Origin of the sequence: Aphanothece hegewaldii CCALA 016 (genome assembly GCF_003007785.1) — a bacterium.
GTDB lineage: Bacteria > Cyanobacteriota > Cyanobacteriia > Cyanobacteriales > Microcystaceae > Chroococcus > Chroococcus hegewaldii.
On the sequence record NZ_PXOH01000002.1, the window covers coordinates 145,591 to 172,585 of the forward strand.

Annotated in this window: 22 protein-coding genes; 6 read left to right on the forward strand and 16 right to left on the reverse strand. The window is 39.4% G+C overall.

What is annotated here, in order from left to right; genetic code table 11:
* Positions 1–118 precede the first annotated feature (118 nt).
* Positions 119–676, reverse strand: a complete 558-nt coding sequence (locus tag C7H19_RS02615; protein ID WP_106455332.1) for a YqeG family HAD IIIA-type phosphatase — start codon at positions 674–676, stop codon at positions 119–121.
* A gap of 57 nt (positions 677–733) precedes the next feature.
* A complete protein-coding gene (locus C7H19_RS02620) occupies positions 734–1,357 on the reverse strand; it encodes a class I SAM-dependent methyltransferase (protein ID WP_106455481.1) in 624 nt (207 codons plus the stop codon).
* Between the two features lie 114 nt (positions 1,358–1,471).
* Here C7H19_RS02620 and hemH point away from each other — a divergent pair, with 114 nt between their 5' ends.
* Positions 1,472–2,635, forward strand: coding sequence for a ferrochelatase (gene hemH, locus C7H19_RS02625; RefSeq protein WP_106455482.1), 1,164 nt, complete (start codon positions 1,472–1,474; stop codon positions 2,633–2,635).
* Here the strand turns inward: hemH and C7H19_RS02630 are convergent.
* The 7 genes from C7H19_RS02630 to metH all read right to left on the reverse strand — a co-directional run bounded on the left by C7H19_RS02630 (position 2,602) and on the right by metH (position 13,500).
* Positions 2,602–4,866 carry a two-partner secretion domain-containing protein gene (locus C7H19_RS02630; protein ID WP_106455333.1) on the reverse strand — a complete coding sequence of 755 codons (2,265 nt, stop codon included), beginning with the start codon at positions 4,864–4,866 and terminating at the stop codon, positions 2,602–2,604. The two genes, hemH and C7H19_RS02630, sit on opposite strands and share 34 nt — an antisense overlap.
* A gap of 174 nt (positions 4,867–5,040) precedes the next feature.
* Positions 5,041–5,253 (reverse strand): hypothetical protein, encoded by a 213-nt coding sequence (locus tag C7H19_RS02635; RefSeq protein ID WP_106455334.1) that lies wholly within the window; start codon positions 5,251–5,253, stop codon positions 5,041–5,043.
* 541 nt (positions 5,254–5,794) lie between these two features.
* A complete protein-coding gene (locus C7H19_RS02640; protein ID WP_106455335.1) occupies positions 5,795–7,246 on the reverse strand; it encodes a sensor histidine kinase in 1,452 nt (483 codons plus the stop codon).
* 111 nt (positions 7,247–7,357) lie between these two features.
* Positions 7,358–8,554, reverse strand: a complete 1,197-nt coding sequence (locus tag C7H19_RS02645) for a DNA double-strand break repair nuclease NurA (protein ID WP_106455336.1) — start codon at positions 8,552–8,554, stop codon at positions 7,358–7,360.
* Between the two features lie 10 nt (positions 8,555–8,564).
* A complete protein-coding gene (locus C7H19_RS02650) occupies positions 8,565–9,350 on the reverse strand; it encodes an HAD family hydrolase (RefSeq protein ID WP_106455337.1) in 786 nt (261 codons plus the stop codon).
* A 52-nt stretch (positions 9,351–9,402) separates the two neighbouring features.
* Entirely contained in the window at positions 9,403–9,918 is a 516-nt protein-coding gene (locus C7H19_RS02655) for a Uma2 family endonuclease (protein WP_106455338.1), read from the reverse strand.
* Between the two features lie 3 nt (positions 9,919–9,921).
* Entirely contained in the window at positions 9,922–13,500 is a 3,579-nt protein-coding gene (gene metH / locus C7H19_RS02660) for a methionine synthase (RefSeq protein ID WP_106455339.1), read from the reverse strand.
* A gap of 815 nt (positions 13,501–14,315) precedes the next feature.
* On the opposite strand from metH, the gene C7H19_RS02665 reads away from it, so the two are divergent.
* On the forward strand, positions 14,316–14,996 hold the full coding sequence (locus C7H19_RS02665) for a Uma2 family endonuclease (protein ID WP_106455340.1): 681 nt from the start codon (positions 14,316–14,318) through the stop codon (positions 14,994–14,996).
* A gap of 162 nt (positions 14,997–15,158) precedes the next feature.
* A complete protein-coding gene (locus C7H19_RS02670; protein WP_106455341.1) occupies positions 15,159–15,911 on the forward strand; it encodes a Uma2 family endonuclease in 753 nt (250 codons plus the stop codon).
* On the opposite strand, the gene C7H19_RS02675 is transcribed toward C7H19_RS02670, so the two are convergent.
* A complete protein-coding gene (locus C7H19_RS02675; protein ID WP_106455342.1) occupies positions 15,908–17,125 on the reverse strand; it encodes a DUF790 family protein in 1,218 nt (405 codons plus the stop codon). The two genes, C7H19_RS02670 and C7H19_RS02675, sit on opposite strands and share 4 nt — an antisense overlap.
* 78 nt (positions 17,126–17,203) lie before the next feature.
* On the opposite strand from C7H19_RS02675, the gene C7H19_RS02680 reads away from it, so the two are divergent.
* Positions 17,204–18,082 (forward strand): tetratricopeptide repeat protein, encoded by an 879-nt coding sequence (locus tag C7H19_RS02680; RefSeq protein WP_106455343.1) that lies wholly within the window; start codon positions 17,204–17,206, stop codon positions 18,080–18,082.
* Here the strand turns inward: C7H19_RS02680 and C7H19_RS02685 are convergent.
* Positions 18,079–18,615 carry a hypothetical protein gene (locus C7H19_RS02685; protein WP_106455344.1) on the reverse strand — a complete coding sequence of 179 codons (537 nt, stop codon included), beginning with the start codon at positions 18,613–18,615 and terminating at the stop codon, positions 18,079–18,081. The two genes, C7H19_RS02680 and C7H19_RS02685, sit on opposite strands and share 4 nt — an antisense overlap.
* Positions 18,616–18,663: 48 nt before the next feature.
* On the opposite strand from C7H19_RS02685, the gene C7H19_RS02690 reads away from it, so the two are divergent.
* Both C7H19_RS02690 and C7H19_RS02695 read left to right on the forward strand, forming a co-directional pair.
* Positions 18,664–19,140 (forward strand): GNAT family N-acetyltransferase, encoded by a 477-nt coding sequence (locus C7H19_RS02690; protein WP_106455345.1) that lies wholly within the window; start codon positions 18,664–18,666, stop codon positions 19,138–19,140.
* A gap of 92 nt (positions 19,141–19,232) precedes the next feature.
* A complete protein-coding gene (locus tag C7H19_RS02695) occupies positions 19,233–20,846 on the forward strand; it encodes an MFS transporter (RefSeq protein ID WP_106455346.1) in 1,614 nt (537 codons plus the stop codon).
* Here the strand turns inward: C7H19_RS02695 and C7H19_RS02700 are convergent.
* The 5 genes from C7H19_RS02700 to rimP all read right to left on the reverse strand — a co-directional run bounded on the left by C7H19_RS02700 (position 20,839) and on the right by rimP (position 26,978).
* Positions 20,839–21,432, reverse strand: coding sequence for a low-complexity tail membrane protein (locus C7H19_RS02700; protein WP_106455347.1), 594 nt, complete (start codon positions 21,430–21,432; stop codon positions 20,839–20,841). The genes C7H19_RS02695 and C7H19_RS02700 overlap by 8 nt on opposite strands.
* A 77-nt stretch (positions 21,433–21,509) precedes the next feature.
* On the reverse strand, positions 21,510–24,797 hold the full coding sequence (gene infB, locus C7H19_RS02705; protein WP_106455348.1) for a translation initiation factor IF-2: 3,288 nt from the start codon (positions 24,795–24,797) through the stop codon (positions 21,510–21,512).
* A gap of 172 nt (positions 24,798–24,969) precedes the next feature.
* Entirely contained in the window at positions 24,970–25,218 is a 249-nt protein-coding gene (locus C7H19_RS02710; RefSeq protein ID WP_106455349.1) for a YlxR family protein, read from the reverse strand.
* Between the two features lie 40 nt (positions 25,219–25,258).
* Positions 25,259–26,488 carry a transcription termination factor NusA gene (gene nusA / locus C7H19_RS02715; protein ID WP_106455350.1) on the reverse strand — a complete coding sequence of 410 codons (1,230 nt, stop codon included), beginning with the start codon at positions 26,486–26,488 and terminating at the stop codon, positions 25,259–25,261.
* Positions 26,489–26,516: 28 nt separating this feature from the next.
* Positions 26,517–26,978, reverse strand: a complete 462-nt coding sequence (rimP, locus tag C7H19_RS02720) for a ribosome maturation factor RimP (protein WP_106455351.1) — start codon at positions 26,976–26,978, stop codon at positions 26,517–26,519.
* Positions 26,979–26,995 lie beyond the last annotated feature (17 nt).

Consider the following 26,995-nt stretch of genomic DNA (forward strand, 5'->3'; position numbering starts at 1 on the left):
TACTGCATAGGAGGCTTTTTATGTTTAAGGTCTTTATATTAGCTGACCTCATTTGAATCTATATATAGAATTCACCATATTTCTTACAAATCCCAATTCCTTAATTATTTCTTTATATTTAGTTTGATGATGTTTTGTCAGTATTGGTTAAGTTTTGTTGCACATAAGCCAGAGAAACGCCCAGTTTTTTAGAGATCCAGACTTCTAAATTACGGACGGGGTAGGAACGAGCGGCAAGAGCAGGATCGATCATCGGTTCAACGAGAATCGTAAATAAGCCCAAACGATTACCAGCTAAGACATCGGTAAATAAGCGATCGCCAACCATTGCCACTTGATTTGAGGGTAAATTCATAGCTTCTATAGCGAGACGAAGTTTACGACGTGATGGTTTAATCGCGCCCAAAAGATAGGGTACATCAATAGAACGGGCGATCTTGCCGATGCGAACTTCACTGACATTGTTACTAACTAACCATATTGTAGCGATCGGGCGAATTTGTTCAACCCACTGTTGTAACGCTTGAGAAACCTCGGCCGAGCGAATTGGTACAAGTGTTTCATCAACATCTAAAATCAGTCCTTTAATGTTGTTGTCTTGTAAAATATTCGGAGTCAGACTGAGGATGGTATCTCCTAAAATCAAGTCAGGTTGTAACAGTTTCGATTTAGTCATAGCAAATTATTAATAAAATCAGAATAGGTTAACTTAAAAGCACGTCATACAAAGAGCCTACTTCATTCCTTGAACCACTTGTAAGCTCCCTCCAGCATAAAGAGTTTGTCGAGTGTTTTTAAATCCAGCTTCTTGCAATAATTGAATTAAATCCGTTTTCAGAAGTTGCCAAGCGGTATCAGTTTCAAAAAGCCACATAAAAGTCGCTACAGGTGGCCAAAATAAAAGATTAGTCGGACGATGTAAATCAATCGCCGTAAACACTCCATCAGGTTTTAAAACGCGATAAACTTCAGCCAAAATTTGCTTAAGTTGTTCGGTTTCCATTTCGTGAAGAGCAACGCTACTATGAACAATATCAAACTGTTGATCCTTGCAGGGCATTTGTTCGGCTAATCCTTGAACATATTTAGCTTGAGGAACGGCTAAAGAGGCTCGTTGTAAGGCTACAGGAGAAGCATCTAAACCCGTAACTTGATCGGAAAATTGGACGAGAAAACGGGTCGTTTGTCCTGCTCCACAACACAGATCGAGGATGGGAGTATTAGAATCAATTGTTAAGCCTTGTAAGGCCAGACGACGGAATTTTGTTTCTCCACCGACGCTTAAAGTGGCTAGACTGGAGATCCCATCATAGAGCCATTGATATTTATAGCTGAGTGTTCTTAGAATGGTAGCCATCTGTAATATCCGTCCATTAAAATCGATGTATTCAATAATTTGTGTTAACCATAAAACCAATATATTGTTAAACTTGGTAAAGAATATTAAAAAAACAATTCATTGATGAATGCTATGGGTCGTGTTGGGGTTCTGTTGCTAAATCTAGGTGGGCCAGATCAGATCGAGGATGTTCGTCCTTTTCTATTTAACCTTTTTTCTGACCCAGAAATCATTCGGTTGCCGATCAAAGGTTTACAAAAGCCTTTAGCTTGGTTAATCTCGACACTAAGAGCCAAAAAATCGCAAGCTAATTATCTGCAAATTGGCGGAGGCTCACCTTTAAGAAAAATTACAGAAGCGCAGGCCGAAGCGTTAGAAAATCGTTTGACCGAGATTGGCAAACAAGTACAAGTATATATTGGGATGCGTTATTGGCACCCTTTTACGGAAGAAGCGATCGCCAAGATCAAACAAGATAACATCAGACAACTGGTTATCTTACCGCTATATCCTCAATTTTCCATCAGTACCAGTGGTTCAAGTTTTCGGATCATCGAAGAGATGTGGAAAGAAGATCCGACTCTTAGACAAATTGAATATACCCTCATTCCCTCTTGGTATAATGATCCAGGCTATCTACAGTCGATGGCGGATTTAATTGCCCAAGAATTAGACCAGTGTTCAAATCCTGATCAGGCTCATATTTTCTTCAGCGCTCATGGTGTTCCTCAAAGCTATGTTGAAGAAGCCGGCGATCCTTATCAAAGAGAAATTGAAGAATGTACTCGTCTGGTGATGAAAACACTAAATCGCCCAAATCAATATACTCTTGCTTATCAAAGTCGGGTCGGCCCTGTCGAATGGCTTAAACCTTATACCGAAGATGCTCTAGAAGAACTTGGCTCACAAGGTGTTAAAGATATTGTCGTCGTGCCGATTAGTTTTGTTTCAGAACATATCGAAACTTTACAAGAAATTGATATCGAGTACCGCGAAATCGCCGAAGAAGCAGGAATCGCCAATTTTCATCGAGTTCCCGCTTTAAATACTCACCCTGTTTTCATTAATTCTTTAGCGCAGATGGTGGCTAAGTCTCTTGAAGAAGAACCGACTACCTTTGATCAAGTCACCCATCCTGTTAAGAATATGAAAATGTATCCCCAAGAAAGTTGGGAATGGGGAATGACGACGGCGGCTGAGGTATGGAATGGCAGATTAGCTATGTTAGGCTTTATTGGTCTAATCATTGAGCTTGTTAGTGGTCAAGGCCCACTACATTTTGTTGGGTTATTATAAGCCTGGGGTGTCACGGCTGTTGCTCTGGCGGTAAGGATGATTTGTCCTTGCTCATTTCTCATCCAGCCTTGGGCTTCAATAATTGGCTCAAGAGTGGATTTAGAGCTATCTATGGGAGGAGACACATTAAAATGACGAGTTTCTGGAGTTGAAGGACTTCCTAAGTCGGCTAATCCTTGATTATGACTAATGGTTTGATTGGGGTCAACGGGTAAACCCCCTCTTCCTTTAATAGAAAATTCCCCGGCTGTTTCAATTCGAGTTCGGCAACCAGAGACGATTAAGTTATCGGTATTGATGACTGTCGTGGGAAGTATGACTAAATTACTTTGAGAGTCTGCACTAAGACGATTAATGCTCACAATACCCGATAAACCCGTTCTAGAGCTTGCGTTGATCTCACTGAGTGGAATTCGTTGACCTTGTTGAACTTGAATACCAAAAAGACCTAAAGCAGTAATATTAATATTACCCCCATTGCCTTGACCTGCATCCGCTACAATGTCACTATCTTCTCTGGGTACAGCAAAAATAAAAGGTGTTTCGATTGAAATATTACCGCCGTTGCCTGAACTACCTTGGAAATTTACTTCAGCAGTAATTGAACTATTGTTGCGTAATTCTAAGCTATCTTTAGCATTTATGCGAATTTCTCCCCCATTTCCGTCATTATTCTCCGCAATAGCTGTGATTTTAGCTTGCTGATCTAAAACAATAGAGTTTGCATTAACCGTTAGAGTTCCCGCCGCACCACTCAAAAAACTTTCAACGGTAATTTGTCCACCGTCTTTAATGATGAGTTGATCGGTTTTAAGATCAATACTACCACCTTGACCATTCCCTGTACTTCCAACAGTTCGATCGCCAGATGAAGCAGCAATGAGACTGGGTGAAACTCTTCCATCAGAAGTGGTGATCCCTTGACCGATAATTTCAAGGGTTTGAGCGACATTAATCGAAATAGTACCCCCTTTTCCTTCACCTAGGGTATTAGCGGTAATTTGACCACCATCTTTAATGATTAAAGAACCCGTATTAATCGTAATATTTCCGCCATCGCCTTTGTCTAATGCACCTGTAAATAATACTGTAGACTCAAGAAATCCAGTCCCCATTATTTCTGTTATTTGAGAGGCATTAATCGTTAAGTTACCGCCTTTTCCTTGCCCAAATGTTTCGATATTTATTATCGCTCCATCCGAGATGGAAAATCTTTGAGTGTTGATAATAACATTGCCACCATCTATATCAACACCAAAAACATATAAACCCGTACTGGATGCACGTTGAGTTTGATTTTTTTCACCAATTAATACAACAGACTCAGACCCATTAATAATTAGGTTTCCCGTGGGTTGATCATTAAGAGGAATCAAACCAATTTGTGTTCCTTCTTTAAGTGTAATGTTGCGTCCCTGAATCTTGACTGAACCACCATTATCACTGGCATCAATAATCGATTCTTGCAACATAAAAATATCTAAAAAGTTTTGAACGCTCTCATAACCTAATTCTAATCCTTTAGAGATGGGAGTCAAACTAACGTAACTATTTTCAGCGACGCTACCTACTTCAATTCTTCCGGCTAAAGCGGTGAGATTGCCATTTTCTAATGTAATTGTTCCGCCAATCAAAGCGATCGTTTTTTCCGATTTGACTTTAAGACCACTAGGTGTATCATTAGAACTGACGGGAAGACTTTGAGAACGATTGATAATTGCTCCAGGAGTCGTCTGACCAAATTGTAAGCCAATTGGAACAGCTACCGTTAATAAAGAAGTTTCTGGATGATTAACCCCAAATTCACGACCATCAGCAAACTTGATACTACTAGCACTTGAGGCAATAAAAGAACCTCCTAAATCAATTGTCGCATTGGGTCCAAAAATAAAACCCATTGGATTAATGATATATAAATTGGCTGTACCGTTGGCTTGAATTAAACCATTGATCAAAGAAACCTTACCGCCTGTCACTCGACTAATAATATTATCGATGGTGAGGGAATTATCAAAAGAAACCGAATGATCGATAGGTACGGAAAATTCATTAAAACTGTGAAATAAGTTTTTTCCTGCTTGTTGACCGCCTGTAATTACAATTTTTTGCTGATTAACTTCAACTTGTGTCGGTAAAGTACCATCTGGAATGATTTGTCCCAATACTGCACGATTGAATAAACAAGAACTTAGACTAATTATTTTTAACCATCGGTAAAAATCAGGTTTCATGATGAATAAGCCTATATTACTTTACTTCATCTAGAGCCATCGGTAATGTTTTATTACCTTTTAGTTTAGATGAGGATTAGTAACGCGATAAAAAATATACAAATAGCAGACAATTGCTATTAATTATATCTTTAAACGAATCTAGCCTTTCATTAAAAACACAACTTATGTCAATTAGCAACGCTTGACACCGCATCCCCATTTTGAGTGGGTTGTTTCTTGAGGTGGATTGTTTGTATTTTGTGAAGCCTGAGTTTTTGTTAATTCCTGTGCTTTAACGTCTTTTGCCATAGCTACTGAATTCAAACCGATTAAACTTGCTACGACTACTCCAGATAGCATCAGACATGGGATAGATTGATTTGAAATGATTTTGAATGAAGACATAATCGATTCCTTTTTCTTTATTGTTTGCTAATGTTTTTTGTTTTCTACAGCTTTAATGTAACTTGGCTCCCATAAAAGTTGGAACGTTAAAAACACGGCTTCTATAATTTTTTTCTAGTTTTTTTTTAGATGGATTTACTTAAAATCACTTTGATCGCCATACCAGACAAAAATCAGCTTGAACCCTTCAAAAAAAACAGATTATAAAGAATTACAATATTCAACCGTAACAAAAATTACAAAGTATGATTACAATCGCTCAATACTTTATTTATTCTCTCACAATTCCTTTACAAAAGCTTCAATAAATAAAGTTTTTGTATTTATACGAGGAATATACTAAGTTTTATTAAGTGTTGTAATGCCAAATTAACTGGCTGAACGGACGCTCTGGTATTTGCTTTTCAGGTGGCTTTCTCCGCGTCTTCCACTCGGATATTACTTACAAAATTAGGTTAAATTTAGTATAAATTACGATACTGGTTTGTAATGATATTCACCAACACCGCATCGATGTACTTTTTATTCAGGTATAACTAATTTATTTACCTTTGCCAAGAGGTAAAAAGATGGTTAAGACTTCCCCTTCTTGCTGACGCTGACGAACAACGAATTTACCACCCAAAGCATGAAATATATTTTTAGTAACATCCATATTAAGACTTAAGCTACCAGTTTCGGGCTGAAACATCAATAATTGACCAATAGCTTTAAGAGGGTTTGTTTTTGGGCAAGATTGGCTTAAAAATTGTAGTTTGAGTTGATGTCCTGCGGTTGATACTTGAACTTGAATCTGTCCATTAGGGGGAACGGTACGGGTACATTTTTCGATTAAACCCGTGAGCATTTGTTCTAGCATCCCAGGATCGCTGACGACTTGAGGTAATTTTTTGGGAAGAATAACATCTAAAGTGATGTTACGCCGTTCGGCTTGTTTTTGCCAGCGCGGTATATTTTGTTGAAAGATTTGTTCTAATGATAAGGGAATCAGATGAACAGGCTTTTCTGTTGTCGAAGTCATACCCATTTCGGCGGCACGGAAAATGAGTTCCATCCGATTAATCTGTTCTGTACATTCAAGATCAATGACATCTAAATACTTTAATATATCTGGTGCCGATTTATTACGTTTTTGTAATAAACGTACCATTGTCCGAATGGTTGTTAAGGGCGTGCGGATTTCATGAGTTAAAGCCTGTAAAAGCTCCATTTCAGAAGGTTGACAGCTATTTAAGGCTTGATCCTCTGTATAATTACTAATTTTTTCGAGATTAATCCGTGTTTTTCTCGCTTCTATTGCGGATATTTCGGGTAAATTTTGTAGCAGTTGCCGACTAAACTCCATGACGATACGATAGTCGGGTGTTGGTGGGGTAAATTGGGTAATGAAAGATTTAAGTTGCTGTCTTTGTAAGGGAAGAATACGAGATTGTAGAATGTCCCAACTTTCTTCGATGATATGGGGTTCAAAAGTAAAATGAAAAGCCGGAAGACCCCAGTCATCCTCACCCAAAACCATTATTAGGCTAAACTGATTGGTAAAAACAAGACAAAATTGTTCGGTTGCGAGAGGATCATAAGGAAGTAACGGCAGTTCAATTATATTACCGTTGAACTGAAATGGGGGTTGAGTATTAGAAGATGCGGGGAGTTGAAATCTGGCTATATCCCATTCTTTAAGCGGTTTTGGGGCAAAAAGACCAAATTGATACATCGAGACTAATTCAGGATGACTTAATACAGAACAGGGACCCGATAGAATTACACCTTGTGGTGTTGGCTCGGTTGTTGCTGGAGCATGGTTTAATAATAATGATTCAAGTGTGGCGATCGCCGAAAACCATTCACCTTGTGCCTTATTAGTTTTACTTCTTACCCATTCACTGGTATTACATTCGTGTGAATTGTAACCCTTATTTTCGGTTTCTTTGGAGGGTTTAGCTAAAGAGAAAAGATCACTGAGTTTTGACCTTAACCCATTTTGTACGATCATTTCTATTACATCCTGTGGCAGTTATTCTCATCTCTTCCTCATAGTATCTAGATTAGTCCACTTCCTTTAGACGTAGAACCGTACCAATAAGATCGCAATAACCGCAAAACATTAAGCAATACTTCCCCGTTTCCGTGCTTCTTTGTAGGAAGTTCCCACATTGCGTAACCCGGCTTTAAGCATTTGTCCTTCGAGTAAAGCAAAAAATCTCGCCCTGTCACCCCCTCTAATTACGGCTTGATTGTGGGCTTCTGCGAGAGCAACGGGATAACCATACCCTTTACTGACTTGGGTTAACATGAGACTCAAGGACTGAGAAAACAATTCTGTATCTTCAGCAACCCAGGCAGGAACTTCGATCCGAGCAATTTCAGTACCTACGTTAACATAACAAAAGTAGACCCATTGGGCTTCTTCATATAAGTTCAAAATCCTTAGAGAACTACGCCATAAAGGGCCCCGTTGCCCAGGTTCGAGTAAATAACCCCATAAGGCGGCATCTCGTAGGGGATGAATGACATGACAGGGTGTTTTTTCGTCCATTAGCTCCCCACAATTCATCACACAGTTAGGGGTATCATGGGGACAAGCTTGTAAACGGAGAAAGTTGACTGCTTCATTACTCCGAGACGCGCTGACATAGCCCATCAAAGGTATGTTTGCTTTGCGTAATTCTTCCCAAGCGTTTTGAATGGGAGGGAGAATTAATTCTTTTGCTTCGTTGGGTAAACTATCAAAAAACCAGTAGATTAATGAGCCATCAATCATTGCTAAATTAGGTTCATAGTGCGCCCCCGGTGGTTTAACCCAGCGACACGCCATTTCTGATAATAATTGTGCTTCTAAGACGGTGCGACGATAGCCCATCCATTCTTCGACTTTGATACCCCATTGTTTAGAAAGATAAATGTCTTCTGGTTTGTAATAAACTTCGGGAATACTATCGAGTAAAGGATATAAATTTTGCCCATAATGTAGCATGATTCGACCGATATTAATTAGATAACAATAGGCTATTTCATGGTGTGAGGGGGCGATTTGTGAGCCATCGGTGGCAAAAACACTATGACGGTAGGGCGCGGCAGAAAGAGTAATACGGGTGTCTAAGGGTTCAACGGGAATACCAGCAGAGAAAATAAAACGATTGTGCCAATTTTGATGAATTTCGATTAATTCTTGTTGTTTTGCTTGGGTTTGTTTTAATAAAAATTCGGCTCGTTCAACCCGTTGACGACTCGCTGTGACTTCGTTTTTGAAGTGTTGGCTAATGCTTGGTATTTGTTCAGCAAGTTTGGCTAAGTCTAGCATAGTTGATGAGTTACCGCCAGTTAGAAAAGGGTTGGGTAAATTGTGCGAGAGTTAACAGGTTAATGGAGGGATCACCTGCGATCGATTCTCTAGTTTGTTGTGTATTATAGCCCCAATCTGCTAAAAATAATCCTGTTTCTGCTAAATCGGGTTGTTGTTTGACTTTTTGTAAAGTTTTTAAAAGATCTTCCACAAACCATAGATGGGAGGATGTTTCTGAATGTTTTTTGAGGATTGTTCGGATAATCTCATATTTAGGCTGTTTGGTTTCTTTGCCAAATAAAGTATTATTGGGAATTTTTACGCCTTTTTCTTGAAAGAGTTGTTGAATGAAGCGTCCTTCTTTGGTGCTAATAATATAAAGTTGCGTTGGAGAATGAAGAATTTTATCGAGATTTTCTACAACACCAGGATAAAAACGATGTAATGCTAACCACTCATCTAAATTTGATTCTATCCATTGATCTCGTGTTGCGTCGAGTTCATAAGAAAGGAATTTCGGATCAAGTTTTTCTGTAGTAACAATTTTGGCGGCGACTCTTGGCCAATTTTGACTAATTTCTTGGGAAGATATGCCTAAAACTAATGCTCTTAATAATACTGGCATTTCCCACCCTGTTTCAATCACAGGACGTAAGGGATAAAATAACTCAGCAAATTGATCGAGTGATTCAATATTATCTAAATCCCAAATTTTGCAATATGTGCGTTTAGTGGTTTGGAAATATTCGAGGATTCCATCACAGATTACACCATCGAAGTCTAGGGCGAGAATAGTCGGTATAGATGAAGACATATGAATAAGCTCAGAAACTAAACTAAGTGTACATTAAGTTTCTTATCTTGATTCACGATAATAATTCATCGACAGCAATACTAAACCCTAAAAGAATTTTTTGAGTACTGACAACATCACTACCAGCAAAAATAGTTTTAGTTTCTTGAGTTAGAACAATAATCCAATAACTTTCAGGATATACTAACCAAACTTCTTCACTTCCTGAAAGTAAATATTCTTGTGATTTTAAGATAACTTCTTCTGCTAAATCAGTTGGTGAAACGATTTCCACACACAAGGGGAAGCTTTGGGGTAATACTTTTTCATTTCCGTATTGTGCGACTAATTCTGGTGTTAAATAAGCAACATCGGGTGAACGTCCCTGTTTAATTGTACGACAAGGAACATTAGTGTAAACTTCTCCCCCTTGTCCACTTAATTCTACATAGTTTCCCCAAAGATAAGCAAATTCTGCTTGAATCTTACTATGTTTTAAAGTTTTTCCGTTTTTCTCGATTATTTCTCCATCAACCCATTCAGTAGAAGGAAAAGGATTTTGTAACCATTCTTCTATAGAAGTGATCATAATTTATGCACTAAAGTATTTAGCAGTTGGATGATAGGCAATAATCGCAGTGGTTGATTGTTCGGGATAAAGTTGCTCACTTTCATCCATATACATTTTAATACGATCGCATCCTAATAATTCCAGTTGTTTATATTGGTCTGGAATATTCGGACAAGCGGGATAACCAAAACTATAACGCGAACCTTGATAACGTTGTTGTAAAATATCTCGAATATTATCAGGTTCTAAGTTAGCAAATCCCAATTCTTTTCTAACTCTTGCGTGTGTCCATTCGGCAAGAGCTTCGGCTGTTTGAACCGCCATTCCATGATAATATAGATAATCGGTATATTGATTTGCTTCAAAGAGTTTTTTTGCGTATTCTGTCGCAATTTCACCAACGGTTACTGCTTGCATTGGAAAAACATCAATTATTCCTGATTCTTTTGGGGCAAAAAAGTCAGCGATACACAGACGGCGACCTGATTTTTGACGCGGGAATTCAAATACTGTAATCGGTTCTAGATTTTCTGGTATTTTATCACCTGAATTCTGAATGATTTCTGGATCATAAATTAACAGAGAATTTTCGACTGATTGACAGGGAAAATAACCATAAAGTATCGTTGGACACAGTAATTTATCATTAATTACTTTTTGTTTCCATTCTTCTAAAATTGGATAAACTTTCTCTTGGATAAACTGATCATATTCTTCTCTAGATTGTTCTTTGGGTTTGCGATATTGCCACTGTCCCACAAACAAAGCTTGTAAGTCTAAATACTTAAATATTTCCTCTAAAGAAAGTTCATCCGCTTGTAATAATTTAGTTCCCCAGAAAGGCGGTTTTGGTCGCTCAATGTTAACATCTATAAATTCAGAACGTCGGGTATCAATCACTTTTTCTTCTTTTGCTTTCTCATCAGAATCGACAAAAATAGTATCTGGATTAACTTCTAATTCATTATCTAATGAAATATCTATAATTTCTTCTAAACTTATTTCGCTTAAAAATCCCTTCAGATCATCCCATTTTCCTGCTGATTTTGCGGGCATTAGTTGATCCATAAAATTGAGGTCAGCAAAGGCATCTTTTCCATATATTACTTGACCTTTATAAGTTTTCTGACAGTCATCGTTAACGAATTTAGGGGTTAAAGCTGCGCCACCCAAAATCACAGGAACGGTAATACCTTCTTCATTAAAAGTTGCTAAATTCTCCTTCATAAATGCTGTAGATTTAACTAATAATCCACTCATTGCAATACAATCGGCGTTATGTTCTCGGTAAGCTTGAATAATATTTTCGACAGGCTGTTTAATGCCTAAATTAATCACTTTATAGCCATTATTAGTCAGAATAATATCAACTAAATTCTTACCAATATCGTGAACATCGCCCTTTACGGTTGCAATAATAAAAGTTCCTTTCCCACTACTATTAGAGTCTTCTTTTTCCATGAATGGTTCTAAATAAGCTACCGCAGATTTCATGGTTTGTGCGGATTGTAAAACAAAAGGTAATTGCATTTGTCCCGAACCAAATAACTCTCCTACAACTTTCATACCATCCAGTAAGAAAGTATTAATAATTTCTAGTGGGGGATGATTTTTTAAAGCTTCTGCTAGACTATCTTCTAAACCAATTCTTTCGCCATCAATGATATGCTGTTTTAGTCTTTCTTCTACGGGTAAACTAGCATTTTTAGAAGCATCTTTTTTCGTGGTTTTTCCTGTAAAAATCTCGGTTAGTTTAGTCAGTGGATCATATATACAAATATCACCATCAAAACGTCTGCGATCGTAAATCAAATCTCGACAAACTTCTTGATATTCTAGCTCAATTTTGGCCATCGGTAATATCTTATTTGCACTAACAATCGCTGCATCCATTCCGACAGCGATTGCTTCATGCAAAAAGACTGAGTTTAAGACTTGTCTTGCTGCGGGATTTAACCCAAAAGAAATATTAGAAACACCCAAAAGAACATGACAACCTGGTAATTCTTCTCGAATGCGTTTAATTGATTCAATAGTAGCTTTACCATTTTCTCTATCTTCTTCAATTCCTGTAGAAATGGGTAAAGCGAGAGTATCAAAAAAGATTTCTGATGCTGGAATTCCATACTCTACAACAGCATTGTAAGCGCGTTTAGCTATTTCAAATTTTTTATCAGCAGTACGCGCCATTCCTTCTTCATCAATAGTCCCAATAACAATACCTGCACCATATTGTTTAGCTAATTCTAATACTTTATAAAAACGCGGTTCGCCATCTTCATAGTTAGTAGAATTAAGAATACATTTTCCACCTGCTACCTTTAATCCTGACTCCATTTTTTCCCATTCTGTCGAGTCTAGCATCAAAGGTAACGTCACATTATTAACTAAACGAGAGGCTAATTCTTTCATATCTTTTACGCCATCTCTTCCGACATAATCGACGTTAACATCTAAAATGTGCGCCCCTTCTTTGAGTTGAGATTTTGCCATCGATACGAGACTATCCCAATCTTCTGAATTCAGTAATTCTCGGCATTTTTTGGATCCACTGGCGTTTAATTTTTCCCCAACGATGAGAAAAGAATTATCTTGTATATAAGGTTGTGTTGAATAAATCGAAGCGGCTGAGGGTTCGTATTCGGGATGACGTTCTTTTGGTTTTAATGTGCTTGAAATTTCGGCTAATGCTTTAATATGATCAGGACGAGTCCCACAACAACCCCCGATAATTTGTACTCCTAAATCTTCGATAAAGTGCATCAAAGACATTCTTAATTCTATAGGAGTCAGTCGATAATGTGCTTGTCCGCCAACGTTTTCGGGTAAACCAGCATTGGGAATACAAGAAACAATAAAGGGAGAATGTTCAGCTAAATATTTAATATGGGGTTTCATTAAATCAGGCCCAGTTGCACAATTTAGCCCCAAAATATCAATATTGTAGGGTTCTAAAATCGAGACTACTGCGTTAATTTCAGTTCCGACTAACATGGTTCCCATAGTTTCCATTGTTACTGAAACCATAATCGGAATACGATTACCTTTTTTAGTGAAAACTTCTTCAATACCGTTTAATGCTGCTTTAATTTGTAGAACATCCTGACAGGTTTCAACAATTAATAAATCTGCGCCACCATCATATAATCCTTCTGCTTGTTCAACATAGGCATTTTTGAGAGTATCAAAGTCAATATGTCCTAATGTCGGTAATTTGGTTCCAGGACCCATAGAACCAGCTACAAAACGCGGTTTTTCTGGTGTAGAGTATTCATTGGCGGCTTTTTTCGCAATTTCGGCGGCTCGTTTGTTGAGATAATAAGCTTTGTCGGCTAGATCGTATTCGGCCAAAACGATCGAAGTACTACCAAAACTATCGGTTTCAATAACATCTGCACCCACTTCTAAAAAGCCTCTGTGTACCTTCTCTACGGCTTCTGGTTTGGTGTGTACCAGATACTCATTACATCCTTCATATTCTGCCCCGCCGAAGTCCTCTGCGGTCAAATTTTGGGTCTGTAATGAGGTTCCCATCGCACCATCAAAAACGAGTACGGGGCGTTCTGGACTTTTGAGACGGTTTAAAAAAGGACTATTCATAGTTGAGGCTGACAACAGTAGGGATTTTTTAAAGTCAGTTTAGGTAGGTTTGAATCATTATTGTAATAGTTACTAATTCTATACGCAAATATTGCATTGAGTCCTAGAATTAGCTTTATAGTTACTAATTTTATAGTCAAATATTACACCGACTATTGATTAGCTTTGCAGTATTTTAACTCTGCTGGCTGAACTACACAACCTCTACCGAGTCCCTAACTTACGTTAGCCTTCCCGACTACTTTGATTGTTTCAGCAATTGTTCTAGTGAGCTAAAGTTTTTACGTCAACAGCTTATAATGTTAAGAGTTCAAGTTAACTTTTCCTTGTTGACAACCTGATAACTTTAAGGACTATTAAGTTTTTCAGGTGCTATAGCTAATATTTAACTATATTTGCTTAGATTTAGCTATAGTTTCGTTAAAACTTTACAATACGCTTTTAACCGTAATGGGTTAACTACGAACCTCTCTACCGAGTCCCAATCTAGTTACTAGAATTAGATTGCCTTCCCGACTACTTTTTTAAGCGTACCTAAGATTAAAGCTAAAACTTTTATGTTAGCAGCTTATTAGTTAAGGTTAATTTAACGTTATCTTTGCTAACAACCCTCTAGTTTTAAAGTTAATTATTCTTTTGTTAAGGTGCTGCTCAGATTTTAGTAGATTTGCAATCCGTTGCGTACTTTCTTGTCAAATCTTTACAGAATCGAGTTCTATCATAGCGCCATATCTCTTGTCCCCAAAGACGATCCCTTAAAAAGGTTTCATGTTGCTAAAATTAGGGTTAACTAGCGTTACGCATCCTCATTTACGATGGTTACAACTGAGCAATCTATCCATTATCCAGACTCTGACGGTCAACCAATGGCAGACAATACGAAGCAGTTTGAAGTAATTGTTTATATTAAAAAAGGCTGTGATTGGTTATTTGTCAATGATTCTAATGTATTTGTGGCAGGTGATTTACTCTGGTATCCTGTCGAAGGAAACAACAAATTACGGCAAGCACCCGATACAATGGTCGTATTCGGTAGACCCAAGGGCGATCGAGGCAGTTATCAGCAGTGGAAAGAAGATAACATTTGTCCTCAAGTGGTGTTTGAAGTTATTTCTCCAGGAAACACCATCCCAGAAATGAGTCGCAAATTTCAATTTTACGATCGTTATGGAGTAGAAGAATATTATATTTATGACCCTGACCGTCAAAGTTTGGGAGGTTTTCGTCGTCAAAATGACTGGTTAGAACCCATTGAAGACATAGAAGGTTGGGTGAGTCCACGCTTGGGAATTCGCTTTAGTCTGAGTCAAGACGGACAACTTCTTTTATTTCGTCCCGATGGTCAACCCTTTGAAACCTACGAGGAAATGGCACAACGAGCCGAAAGAGAGCAAGCTAGAGCCGAACGCGAACAAGCTAGGGCTTCTGCAGCCGAACAAGAAATAGAAAGACTAAAGGCACAACTAAGAGCATTAGGACATCCAATAGATGATTAGTCACGCGGTACACCGCATTTCAAAGACGAGGCCTGTGCGATCTGCCTTTCTTCCACGGGTTAATTATTATGCTCATTATCGGCTAAAATTTAGATAGATATTGTCCAAAGTCTTTTTTAAATTAGTATAGTTTTTTTTTGAACCAAAGCATCCTCATTTACGATGGTTACAACTGAGCAATCTATCCATTATCCAGACTCTGACGGCCAACCAATGGCAGACAATACGAAGCAGTTTGAAGCGATCGTTTATCTGAAAAAAGGTTTTGACTTATTATTTGTCGATGACCCCAATGTATTTGTAGCGGGGGATCTGCTTTGGTATCCTGTAGAAGGCAATAATAAGCTACGATTAGCCCCTGATGCAATGGTGGTTTTTGGTAGACCAAAAGGCGATCGAGGTAGCTATCAACAATGGAAAGAAGACAATATCGCCCCCCAAGTCGTGTTTGAGGTGTTGTCTCCAGGTAATACGATTTCAGAAATGAGTCGGAAATTTCAATTTTACGATCGTTATGGAGTAGAAGAATATTATATTTATGATCCCGATCGTCAAAGTTTAGATGGCTATATCCGTCGAGATGGTTTTTTAGATACAATTGAAGAGATGGAAGAATGGGTCAGTCCTCGTCTCATGGTTCGCTTTCGCCTCACTCAGAATGGACAATTAATTCTATACCGTCTGGATGGTCAACCCTTGGAAACATACGAGGAAATGGCACAACGAGTCCAACAAGAACAAGCCAAAGCCCAACAGGAACGAGCCAAAGCCCAACAAGAACAAGCTAGAGCCGAAAGAGAACAAGCTAGAGCCGAAAGAGAACAAGCTAGAGCCGAAGCAGCAGAACAAGAAATCGAACGATTGAAAGCGCAAATTAAGGCTTTAGAACAACAATCGGATGATGAAGCTAATTAAGATTCTATAGCTTGTAATACGGCTTGCGGAGATAATTTATCTTTAAACCATATTACCTTCGCTGGTAAATCGGTAATTTTTACGCCAGCTTTTTCTAAATTTAATCGTTCGGAAACGGCTAAAATTAAATTACTAACCTCGGCGCGTCGTACTTGAGAAAACTTTTTCTGTAAATATTCAGGTCGCCAATATCCAACAATTTCTAATAAATAATCGCGTCCATCTGGATGAATTAAGCGAAAATCTGGTATCATGACACTTCCGGGTATTGGAATTAAATCAACTTCTCTTTCTAGTTGCCATTGGGTTTTTAGTTGTTCCCAACGTGTCGCAAAGGACATTTCTAACATACTATCGTAGGGTTTTTGGGGCGGATAATGTGAAATTAAATTACATTGATCGTCTAAATTAAAACTTTCTTGACGAATGACTTTTGTATAAGTATCTTTGTATTGCAAGTTAGCTTTGAGACTCCATTTACTCACATGGAGTAATGCAGGAATCATTTTAGCGATCGCTAACCCATAACGAGTACTCGCTTGAAATAAACTGGTAGGCCCATCTATTGTAATTGTAAATCCTGTATCCGAATCTCCTTCAATATAAGCCATGAGTTGAAAGAGTTTTAGATATTTGAATAAGAGTTTATATTCTCCTGGATCATTGCGATGGGCGTTAATAATAATATGGCTTGCTCGATAAAATATACCTTGAACTTGTGACAAATTGTAGCGATGAATTAAGGCTTCTGGTGTGGGGGCTTCAAATTGGGTTAGGATACGATTATCGTTAATGTCTGCATAAAGTCCTTTTTCAATCTCGATGGAAAATACTTCTCTATTTAAGTCTTGACTAAGTTGAAGGGCAAGTTTTTCTAAGATTTGTTGACGGTTTTGGGGAATGGGAATAACAGTCGCAGAGAAAGCAAAAACTTTTTGTCTAAGTTCTTCGGGTTCGAGTGGACTAATTATCTCGAAGGTGGAAAAATGACTCTTGAGTAGATGTGCAAAACCTCGTTTAATTTTATAATCTGGGCTATCTCCTTCTAAGGCGAGTAATTTTTCATCTAGTCCACCTTGAGTACCGTTTACACAACTTTGAAAACAATTAATTTGTTCTGCCGCGAGTGAAAGGGTATCTGGATTGACTAAAAGCCTTTTGGGAATAAGTGTATCACCGTTGCGTCGAGAAATTAGTAAATCGGTTGGCAGCATTTGTAACAGTAAAGTATAACAATATCTTGTAGGATTGATTACAATTCTAAAACTAAAGATTCACTCATTCACAGACCAATGATCACGACTCAGCTTTTTACTACTTATCGTACTCTAGAATCGCGTCCTGATAGTTATTTAGACTGGTATCAACAGGCTAATCTTTTGCGATACCAAAAAGATTATCAAGAGGCTTTATTGAGCTATGAGAAAGCCTTAGAATATTATCCTAGCGATTATTGGGCATGGTATAAACGAGGCATGACTTTAGAGCAACTGGAACGTTATGAGGAGGCGGCTATTAGTTATTGTTATGCTTCACAGATGCGACCAAATAATTATTGGGCTTGGTATGATTGTGGTTGTATTTATCTAGAAAATCTCACTGAATATGAACAAGCAATTATTTGTTTTGAACAAGCTTTAGTTAATTATCCTGATGATTATTGGTCATTTTATCGTAAAGGTGAAGCCTTACGTTTGTTGGGTCGTTTTGATGAGGCGATCGCGTGTTATGATCAAGCTTTAGAACTTAGACCTGGTGATTATTGGTCTTGGTATCGACGAGGTGATGTCTTCAAAGCTTGGAATAAACTAGAAGAAGCTTTAAATAATTATCAAAAAGCTCAAGAATCTAAAAAGAGTGATTATTGGGTTTGGTATCAAAAAGGTATTATTTTACAAGAATTAGGACGTTTTCAAGAAGCAATTGATTGTTATTCTTATCTTCTTGAAATGGAAATAGATGATGATTATACTTGGTATAATCAAGCCTGTTGTTATGCTTGTTTAGGACAAAATGAGCAAGCTCTAAAAAGTCTTGAAGAAGCGATTTATTATGAGCCTAATATTTATCTACAATTAGCCCAATCTAATTCTATCTTTGATGGTTTACGTCAAGAGCCAAGTTTTCATTATTTATTAAATATGTATCAAAATGAAGAGATAGAATATTAGTTTTCAGGTTCTAAGGTAAAAAGAATTATTTTATTATCTTGAACTTCCGAAAATCTTAGAATAGTTAAATCAGCCGCATTTAAAATAATTCGATAGCGGAAAATTTGATAGATAGATAAAAGTCCAGGATAACTCATTGAGTTTTGCTGCTCAATTTCTTCCTCGATAAAAATTAATTCTTTTTCTAAAGTTAATCCTATTTCTTCTTGTAAAGCTCTACGGGCTGCGGTTTCTGGCATTTCATCACCAATAATTTTTTCAGCAATATAACCTAAATTACGTTCTCTTACTTTCCCAAAGTTTAAAAAAATTTGTTTATCTTCAATCAGACGAAAAAGGTGATCACCTAACTGTACATTAACAATAATATTAACAACTTTAACGCTCCGAGTTAACTGATTATCAAGCAATTCTAACTTAGTTTCTTGACACAGGATTTCTTGTTCTAACTCAGCAACTGTTTTTGTTTTTTTGTTATGATCCCATTCATGAATTGGTATTCCGTTTTCTAAAAGAATTTTTTGTATATTCATGACATTAGATATAATATTAGTCTGATTATATATTAATTAAAATTAAGCATGAATCCCTCTTTTTCAATTCGTAACGCTACACCTGATGATGTCCCTCAACTTTTTGAACTGATTAAAGCTTTAGCAGAATACGAAAAACTCTCCCATCTGGTTACAGGAACAACAAAAGCACTACAAGAACATTTATTCGGAGAACATCCCTATATTGAAGCGATTATAGCAGAATGTGAAAATAAAACGGTAGGATTTGCCCTATTTTTCTGGAATTACTCAACTTTTCTGACTCAACCTGGTATTTATTTAGAGGATATTTTTGTTTTGCCTGAATATCGTCGTTTAGGAATTGGTAAAGCTTTATTAACTCGTGTGGCGACTCTTGCGGCTGAACGCAAAGCAGGACGGTTAGAATGGAGTGTCTTAGATTGGAATGAAAGTGCGATCGCATTTTATCAGCGTTTTGGTGCGACGGTTTTACCCGAATGGCGTATCTGTCGGATCACCGAGGAAAAATTACGTGAGTTTTAAAGACTAATATTCCGACGAGGAAATATCAGCCTGATTAGAGTAGCAATTACTTTTCTAGCTAGTCTATATTACTTTATAAATTCTAAAAGTTCATGAGCAAAGTAACTGCTAAGTCCTCAACATGGCTCCCTTTGCGCCATTCATTATTCCGCGATCGCCTTATTGCTTTAATTATTTCCAGTGTTGGCACTTGGATGCAAGATACGGCGGGAACTTGGTTAATGACTTCTCTGACGACTTCGCCACTTTTAATTGCTTTAATGCAGACTGCCGCTACTTTACCGATCCTCCTTTTAGGGCTTCCCGCAGGAGCAACAGCCGATATTTTTGATCGCCGCAAGTTACTGATTTTCTGGCAAAGTTGGATGTTAGTCACAGCGTTGATTCTCAGCGTCTTGACTTTCATGGGTTGGATGAATCCCTGGTTACTCCTAACGCTGACGTTTTGTTTGAGTTTGGGGGCGGCGATGAATAATCCAGCATGGCAAGCTATTGTACCTGAATTGGTTCCTCGTTCAGAATTACCGGCGGCGATCGCTCTAAATAGTGTTGGCTTTAATCTTGCCCGCGCTCTGGGGCCTGCTTTGGGTGGTTTGGTGGTTGCGGGGTTCAGTCAAGCGAATCAAGGTGCAGGGTTTGTTTTTGCCCTCAATTCTCTTTCGTTTATCGCTGTCATTTTTGTCTTGTATCAGTGGCATCGTCAGCCGATTTTGAGGAGTGCATTACCGACAGAACGTCTGTTTAGCTCGATTCGTGCTGGACTTAGATATGTGAACCATACACCCGCGATTAAAGCCATTTTTATTCGATCGTTTGCTCAAATGAGTTGTCTTAGTGCAATGTGGGCGTTACTAGCAGTGGTGGCGCAACAATATCTTAAACAAGGGGCGATGGGTTACGGTGTACTCAATGGCTGTATTGGTTTGGGTGCGATTATTGGTGCGGTGTTTCTACCCAAAATCCGTCAACGGTTATCCGCCGATGGGCTGTTGATGGTTTCGGCTCTTTTCTGTAGTACAACGCTCTTGATCATGGCTTATGTCCATTACCTGCCTATTGTAATGGCTTTTTTATTTGTTGCGGGGATCGCTTGGATTAGTACAACTTCTACTTTAAATATTGCGATTCAACTTTCGGTAGCTCCTTGGGTACAAGCACGAACCCTAGGAGTTTATCAAATGGTCTTTCAAGGCGGTTTAGCGGTTGGGAGTATTGTTTGGGGCATCGTTGCTGAACAATTTGGAACAACGACGGCTTTAGTCTGTGCTGCTGTTGGTTTGATTGGGAGTTTACCTTTAGCTTGGCGTTATCGTTTGATGACAGAAATAAAATCTGATTTAACTCCTTCGCTACATTGGACTGAACCTCAAGTCGTGATTGAATTAAATCCCTCTGAGGGTCCTGTTTTAGTTACGATTGAATATCGTATTAATCCCGCAGATGAAAAGGCGTTTATTAAAGCGATTCACAAATTAAGATTGATTCGGCTACGCGATGGAGCCATTCGCTGGGGGATTTTTCATGATATTACGGATGCGTCTCGTTTTGTTGAAACATTTGTTGTTGAGTCTTGGCTAGAGCATCTTCGTCAACACGAAAGGTTTACAAAAAGCGATCGCCTAATTCAACAACAAGTGCGATCGTTTCATCAAGGTGAAAAGCCCCCCTTGACTTCTCACATGATTTATGCTCATCTTCCTAACTAACGAGAGTCGGTAGAATTTTGCGGACGCGAATGCCCAGTAAGGTAAAAGATTGGGCAATATTAGAAACAGGGATTGGCTCAGTTTTTTCCCATTGTTCATTTTTTGTGAAAAGAACACCCAAAACACTCAAAGGCACTTGTAAAAATAGATGACTGGCTAAAAAGGCTAAACTCGCGATCAGTAAACCAATGATTCGCCACTGGGGTAGAAAAGCAGCAGCAGGAGTAGCAATTGGAGCAATTTGATAAATTTTCCATAACCCCGCGATCATCAACACAGTACCTAAGACGGTAATGAAGCGATGTTTTGGTCTTTTAAACAGACTGAGTATTTTTAACTGTTCTGGGGTGAGGAGTTCGGGTCTTTGAGCAACAAATAATAAGCTAAAGATATCAAATGGTTTGTACCACTGCATCCAAGAGATGGGAGCGATCGCAATAACTAATAAAAAGATTAGCTCTAGCCAATATCCGGGTAAAGGATCGCCAACGGCAAGACCGATCCAAGCGATTTGTAATAAGATGGGTAAAGCCGCTATACCCGCTAAATGTATCCACAAGAAGGGTTCAGAACGAAAAGAAGACATGAAAAATACAATAATAAATGCTAATAATCCCTAGTCCTCTTTATTTTATCGGAAGACTAGGGATCAACAAATTAAGATTAAACGGATAAAGTTCGACGCTTCATCACCATTTCATAAGCTTCTATTTGATCGCCTTCAAGCCAAGTATTGAATTTGGGCAAACCGACACCACATTCGTAACCTGCATTTACTTCTCTAGTATCTTCTTTCATCCGTTTCAATGAATCTAGGTTCCCCTCATGGACAACCTCACCCTTGCGACGGACTCTAATAAAGCGGTTACGAACCAGTTTACCCGATAAGACATAGCAACCGGCAACGGTTCCGCGTCCAACTGGGAAAACTGCGCGTACTTCGGCAAATCCAAGATGTTCTTCAACTTGTTCAGGTTCGAGTAATCCTTCCATCGCGCCTTGAATTTCATCAAGGAGTTTGTAAATGATGTTGTACTCTCGAATATCAACGCCTTCTCGATCAGCCGCCGCCCTTGAACCAGTGGCTAAGGTGGTGTTAAACCCGACGATTACAGCACCACTAGCCGCCGCTAAATCGACATCCGTTTCGGTTACTTCACCAGGTGCGGCCAATAGTACCCGAATTTGGACTTCTTTCTGGGGCAGTTGGTTCATGGCGGTTAGAATTGCTTCTACGGAGCCTTGTACGTCTGTTTTTAAGATCAAGTTAAGTTCTTTAAGCTTGCCTTCTTGTGCTTGTGCGGAAATGGTGCTTAAGGTGACGCGTCGTGTTGACAAGGCTTGTTGTAAGCGTGTTTGACGTTGAGCGTCGGATCTTCCTTCTGCTGTTATTCTGGCTTCTTTTTCGTTGATAAAGACATCGAACTCATCCCCTGCGGCGGGAACATCACCGAGTCCTAGAACTTCAACGGCAAAGGATGGAGTAGCGGCATCAACTTTGTCACCTCGATCGTCGATCATGGCGCGGATTTTACCGAAAACGGAGCCAGCCACCACAGTATCGCCGACTCTAAGGGTTCCATTTTGAACAATTAGAGTAGCTACAGGTCCTTTGTTTCGATCTAAGTGAGCTTCGATAACGGTTCCTTTTGCGGGACGATTCGGGTTAGCGGAGAGTTCTTCAACTTCAGATACGAGAAGAATCATTTCGAGGAGAGTATCTAAGTTTTCTCCTTTTAAGGCACTAACTGGAACCATAATTGTATCGCCGCCCCATGCTTCAGGAACTAAGCCGAGTTCGGATAGTTCTTGTTTAATGCGATCGGGGTTAGAGTCTAGTTTATCGACTTTATTTATGGCGACAATGATTGGAACACCTGCTGCTTTAGCATGGCTGACGGCTTCACGGGTTTGAGGTTGTACTCCGTCGTCTGCTGCGACAACGAGAATGGCAATATCGGTAACTCTGGCTCCTCTGGCTCGCATTGCGGTAAATGCTTCGTGTCCTGGTGTGTCTAAGAATACGATCTGCTGAGGTTTGCCGTTGTGTTCTACGTCAACGTGATAGGCTCCGATATGCTGGGTAATTCCTCCAGCTTCTCCTTGTGCTACTTTGGTTTTACGAATGGAGTCTAGAAGCGTAGTTTTACCGTGATCAACGTGTCCCATAATGGTTACTACGGGCGGACGGGTTTGAAGATTATCGAGATCGGCTACGTCGATCATTTCTGTTGTCTTCGTTGCTGCTGCTTTGATTTGTCCAGTTTCGACTTTAATTTCAAAGTCAGCCGCGATCATCTCGATGGTTTCTTGATCGAGTGTTTGGGTAATATTGACTGGAACGCCTTTAAAGAAAAGATTTTTAATGATCTCGGTTTCAGGAACTTTCATAAGTTCTGATAGTCCTCGAATGGTCAGTGAACCATTTAAGGTGATTGACTCAGGGCGTTTATTTTCTTCTTTGTTGTCTTGACGATCGTTTTTTGAGCGTGAATTACTGCTTTCTGATTTAGATGAGGGTTTTTTGGGTTTATTTGCCGTAGTATTAACGGCGGCCGCTATAGGCATTCTAGAATTACTAGAATTCGGTTTGGGCGGGCGAGCCATTGATAGACTAATACTAGCGGATGCTTGGTTTGCTAATAGTTCTGCGTCCAAATCGTCGTCTTCCTCATCAAAGAGGACTTGCGAGCGCCGTTTATTTTTGCCTGTTTTGGCAAGTTTGCCGCTTTTTGATTTATCTTCTTTGTCGTCTTCGCCGTCTTCCCATTCTTGACGTTTGCTTTGACGAATCGGTATGCTTTTCTTGGGTTTTTGCTTGGGTTTCCCTGCCACATCGGTTAAGAGATCATCTGCTTCATCAATGGGGCTATCAATTTCTTCTGGTTCGTCTGTTGCTAAGTCGTCGATGACGCTGGTTTGAAGTTTTTGGGGTGCAATGGGTCGTGTTGGTCGCTTCAGTTCTACTGTAGCTTTGGGGATTTCGGCGACTTTTTTCTCTCTTTCCTTATCTTTATCTTTTTCTCTAAGCCTGTCCCGGTCTCTATCTTTCGGTTTGATCAGTGCTTCAACAGTTCCTGTTGTAGGATTTTTCCTCGTTAGTGAGTTCCCCACTTTGTTACTCACTTCTGAAGCTCTGCCTGGTCGGTCAGTTTGAGGTTTTGGATTTCTGTCGAGCTTAATTTCTGGTCTTGGTGTGCCTGAGCGATCTTGTGGCTGAATCAGTTTTTGATTTACGGGAGTTCGTTCCCCGACTTTTGGAGTCGAGGGGCTGTCGGGGCTATTTGTCGGGCTTTGTAGATTACCAGCTTCTAAGTCCAGAATTTCTGGCTCTTGTGATGGCATTTTGGCTGTTCTTTGGGGGGCTGATGGCTGAATAGGTTTTTTTTCAGCTTGAATCACAGGCTTATTATTATTGGGGGCTAATTTTTCTCTTTTTGTTTGATTTAAATCTGTTTGATTTAAATTGATTGGATCGACACCTGTTGGTGTTTCTGATGGCTCTTCAGAAGTTTGAGATTCATAAGTTTGAGATTCAGAAGATGGTGCCGATGAATGATCTAATGGGGGATTTGCTAAAGTAGAATTACTATTGCTATGACTGGGACGACGAGAAGGGGCTACTAATGCTGGTGCCACATCCTGTCCATTATTTGGCGAGTTCGGGCGGTTATTTTTGTAGTGAACGGCTAGGATCTGCTGTTTTTTTTCTCCAGATGAGCTATGCGACCCTTCATTTGAAGGGTTTCCTTGAGCCTTGTGATGGTGAGTTGGGTTTTGTGCTTGTTTTGCTGCCACTGATTTAATGCGATCGGCTTCCGATTCAGTAATGGTACTACTATGACTTTTCACAGATATGTTTAACTGTTCGCAAATATCTAAAATATCTTTGTTCTCCAAGTTCAACTCTTTTGATAGCTCGTAAATTCTAACTTTTGACGAATTATTCATCCAATATCCCCCTACTCAAGTATAAATGATTTTAACTCCTGTGAATAACTTTTGCAGTCATTTTTCTAGAATTTTGTTAACGAAGAGTGATTAAGTTGATGATTAAAATTGTTTTCTATTTCTATCCTAACGATTTTGGGGTCGATTATGGGACTAACCACGGATCAACTTGTTAATTGATTAGACGCTCCCGTAGAGTTTGAACCAAATCTTGGGGAATAGGAGATCTTAACGCTCGTCCTAAGCGATTTTTAGAAAGTGCATTTTTCAGACAACTGTCTGTTGGACACAAATAAGCTGATCGCCCCATTCCCTGATCTAATTGTACTTGTCCTGATGGATAAACCCGAACAATTCGCCAAAATGACGTTTTTGGAGCTATTTTATGGCAACTAATACATCGACGGATGTTAATCGGCATTTCCCTTGTCTATTGCGGAAGTATTTTTAGTTTTTCTGATTCATTCGTCAGCGTCGTCGTCATCCGATGAATCAAGAACAGGTGAAGCACTGGCGGCAATGCCTTCATTGGCGATCGCTGATTTTTGTTGAGCTTCGGCTTTGTGGATAGCGACATCTTTAATATCTATCTTCCAACCGGTTAAACGGGCAGCGAGGCGGACGTTTTGTCCTTCTTTGCCAATGGCTAAACTAAGTTGATCAAATGCGACCAAAACTAAGGCGTGACGCTCATCGGGGTTAATCAAAACAACTTGATCGACTCTAGCCGGACTAAGGGCGTTAGCGATATAAGTCGAGGGATCGGGCGACCACCGTATCACGTCAATTTTTTCGCCACGTAATTCGTTGACGACGGCTTGAATTCGTGATCCCCTAGCTCCAATACAAGCACCTACCGGATCGACATCTCTTTCTAAAGTATCTACGGCGATTTTGGTTCTTGAGCCGACGGCACGAGATGGCGGGTTAGCTTCTCTTGCCACTGCCACGATCCGAACGACTTCTTCTTCTATTTCTGGAACTTCGTTAGCAAAAAGATAGACGACTAATCCTGCTGCTGCACGAGAAATAATTAATTGAGGTCCGCGATGAGATCCTTCTCGAACTTTTTTCAGTAAGACTCTAAAGGTGGCGTTAGCTCGATAATTATCGTTGGGGATTTGTTCGCGTTTGGGGAGTTCGGCTTCGACTTCGGGTTGACCGTAAGTACTTTGAACGGACATAATCACGCAGGAGCGTTCAAAGCGTAAAACTCTAGCTTGCAGAACGGTTCCTTCTAAGTCTTGAAATTCTTCTTGAATTATTTTTCGTTGTTGATCTCGTAGTTTTTGTAACAGAACTTGTTTAGTTTGAATGGCTGCCATTCTACCAAATTCTTTTTGATCTGGAGTGACATCAAGAACGACTTCATCTCCTAGTTGTGCTTCGGCGACGTATTCTTGAACTTCTTTGAGGGAAATATGGTGATCGCCATCGCTGACACTTTCAACAATTTTTTTGGTGGAAAGAATGCGGAAGCTTTCGTCGTCCACATCGAGTTCTACATCAAAGTTATCGAAGTATTCATCTGAAAATTGTCCCTTCTCCATATTTTGCGCCCGGCGATAGCGCTCATAACCTTTGAGGAGGGCTTCTCTAAGGGATTCTTGAACAGCCGAACGCGGGAGGTTATGCCGTTGGCTAATTTCTTCGATCATGTCCTTCAGGCCGGGTAAGCTAAAGCTAGGCATCGGCAAATTCTCCTTAATTAAATTTCAATTAACGGTTTGCATCTAAATTCACTTTGGTGACTGCAAGGCGCGGAATAGCGATCGCTCGTCCTTTTTGGTGGATATAAATTGCTGTTTCATCTTGAGTATGAAGATTTCCCCGCCATTCTTTTTGTCCTTCATATGGGGGGTCTGTGGTGACTATGACGGCAAATCCTTTAAAAGCGATAAACTCGCGCTCGCTGGTTAGTTGTCGAGATGTCCCTGGACTAGAAATCTCTAGTGAGTAAGACCCTGGAATAATTTCCAATGTGTCTAATGTTTGTTCTAAATGGCGACTCATCCGTTCACAGTCATCTAAACCTGTGTCACTGTTCAGGTTCCGAATATCTAACCTCAGTACGGGGGGTCGCTTATTGGTCTGGAAAACCACATCGACTATTTCTAAACCCAATTCTTCAGCGATCGGTGATGCTACGTCTATAATTTGTGGAATTAAAGGATGAGTCATGGACGCAATGCAATAAA

Coding starts and splice junctions, on each gene's coding strand:
- C7H19_RS02615 (WP_106455332.1), bottom strand. CDS start 676: ATGACTAAATCGAAACTGTTACAACCTGACTTGATTTTAGGAGATACC.
- C7H19_RS02620 (WP_106455481.1), bottom strand. CDS start 1,357: ATGGCTACCATTCTAAGAACACTCAGCTATAAATATCAATGGCTCTAT.
- hemH (WP_106455482.1), top strand. CDS start 1,472: ATGGGTCGTGTTGGGGTTCTGTTGCTAAATCTAGGTGGGCCAGATCAG.
- C7H19_RS02630 (WP_106455333.1), bottom strand. CDS start 4,866: ATGAAACCTGATTTTTACCGATGGTTAAAAATAATTAGTCTAAGTTCT.
- C7H19_RS02635 (WP_106455334.1), bottom strand. CDS start 5,253: ATGTCTTCATTCAAAATCATTTCAAATCAATCTATCCCATGTCTGATG.
- C7H19_RS02640 (WP_106455335.1), bottom strand. CDS start 7,246: ATGATCGTACAAAATGGGTTAAGGTCAAAACTCAGTGATCTTTTCTCT.
- C7H19_RS02645 (WP_106455336.1), bottom strand. CDS start 8,554: ATGCTAGACTTAGCCAAACTTGCTGAACAAATACCAAGCATTAGCCAA.
- C7H19_RS02650 (WP_106455337.1), bottom strand. CDS start 9,350: ATGTCTTCATCTATACCGACTATTCTCGCCCTAGACTTCGATGGTGTA.
- C7H19_RS02655 (WP_106455338.1), bottom strand. CDS start 9,918: ATGATCACTTCTATAGAAGAATGGTTACAAAATCCTTTTCCTTCTACT.
- metH (WP_106455339.1), bottom strand. CDS start 13,500: ATGAATAGTCCTTTTTTAAACCGTCTCAAAAGTCCAGAACGCCCCGTA.
- C7H19_RS02665 (WP_106455340.1), top strand. CDS start 14,316: ATGGTTACAACTGAGCAATCTATCCATTATCCAGACTCTGACGGTCAA.
- C7H19_RS02670 (WP_106455341.1), top strand. CDS start 15,159: ATGGTTACAACTGAGCAATCTATCCATTATCCAGACTCTGACGGCCAA.
- C7H19_RS02675 (WP_106455342.1), bottom strand. CDS start 17,125: ATGCTGCCAACCGATTTACTAATTTCTCGACGCAACGGTGATACACTT.
- C7H19_RS02680 (WP_106455343.1), top strand. CDS start 17,204: ATGATCACGACTCAGCTTTTTACTACTTATCGTACTCTAGAATCGCGT.
- C7H19_RS02685 (WP_106455344.1), bottom strand. CDS start 18,615: ATGAATATACAAAAAATTCTTTTAGAAAACGGAATACCAATTCATGAA.
- C7H19_RS02690 (WP_106455345.1), top strand. CDS start 18,664: ATGAATCCCTCTTTTTCAATTCGTAACGCTACACCTGATGATGTCCCT.
- C7H19_RS02695 (WP_106455346.1), top strand. CDS start 19,233: ATGAGCAAAGTAACTGCTAAGTCCTCAACATGGCTCCCTTTGCGCCAT.
- C7H19_RS02700 (WP_106455347.1), bottom strand. CDS start 21,432: ATGTCTTCTTTTCGTTCTGAACCCTTCTTGTGGATACATTTAGCGGGT.
- infB (WP_106455348.1), bottom strand. CDS start 24,797: ATGAATAATTCGTCAAAAGTTAGAATTTACGAGCTATCAAAAGAGTTG.
- C7H19_RS02710 (WP_106455349.1), bottom strand. CDS start 25,218: ATGCCGATTAACATCCGTCGATGTATTAGTTGCCATAAAATAGCTCCA.
- nusA (WP_106455350.1), bottom strand. CDS start 26,488: ATGCCTAGCTTTAGCTTACCCGGCCTGAAGGACATGATCGAAGAAATT.
- rimP (WP_106455351.1), bottom strand. CDS start 26,978: ATGACTCATCCTTTAATTCCACAAATTATAGACGTAGCATCACCGATC.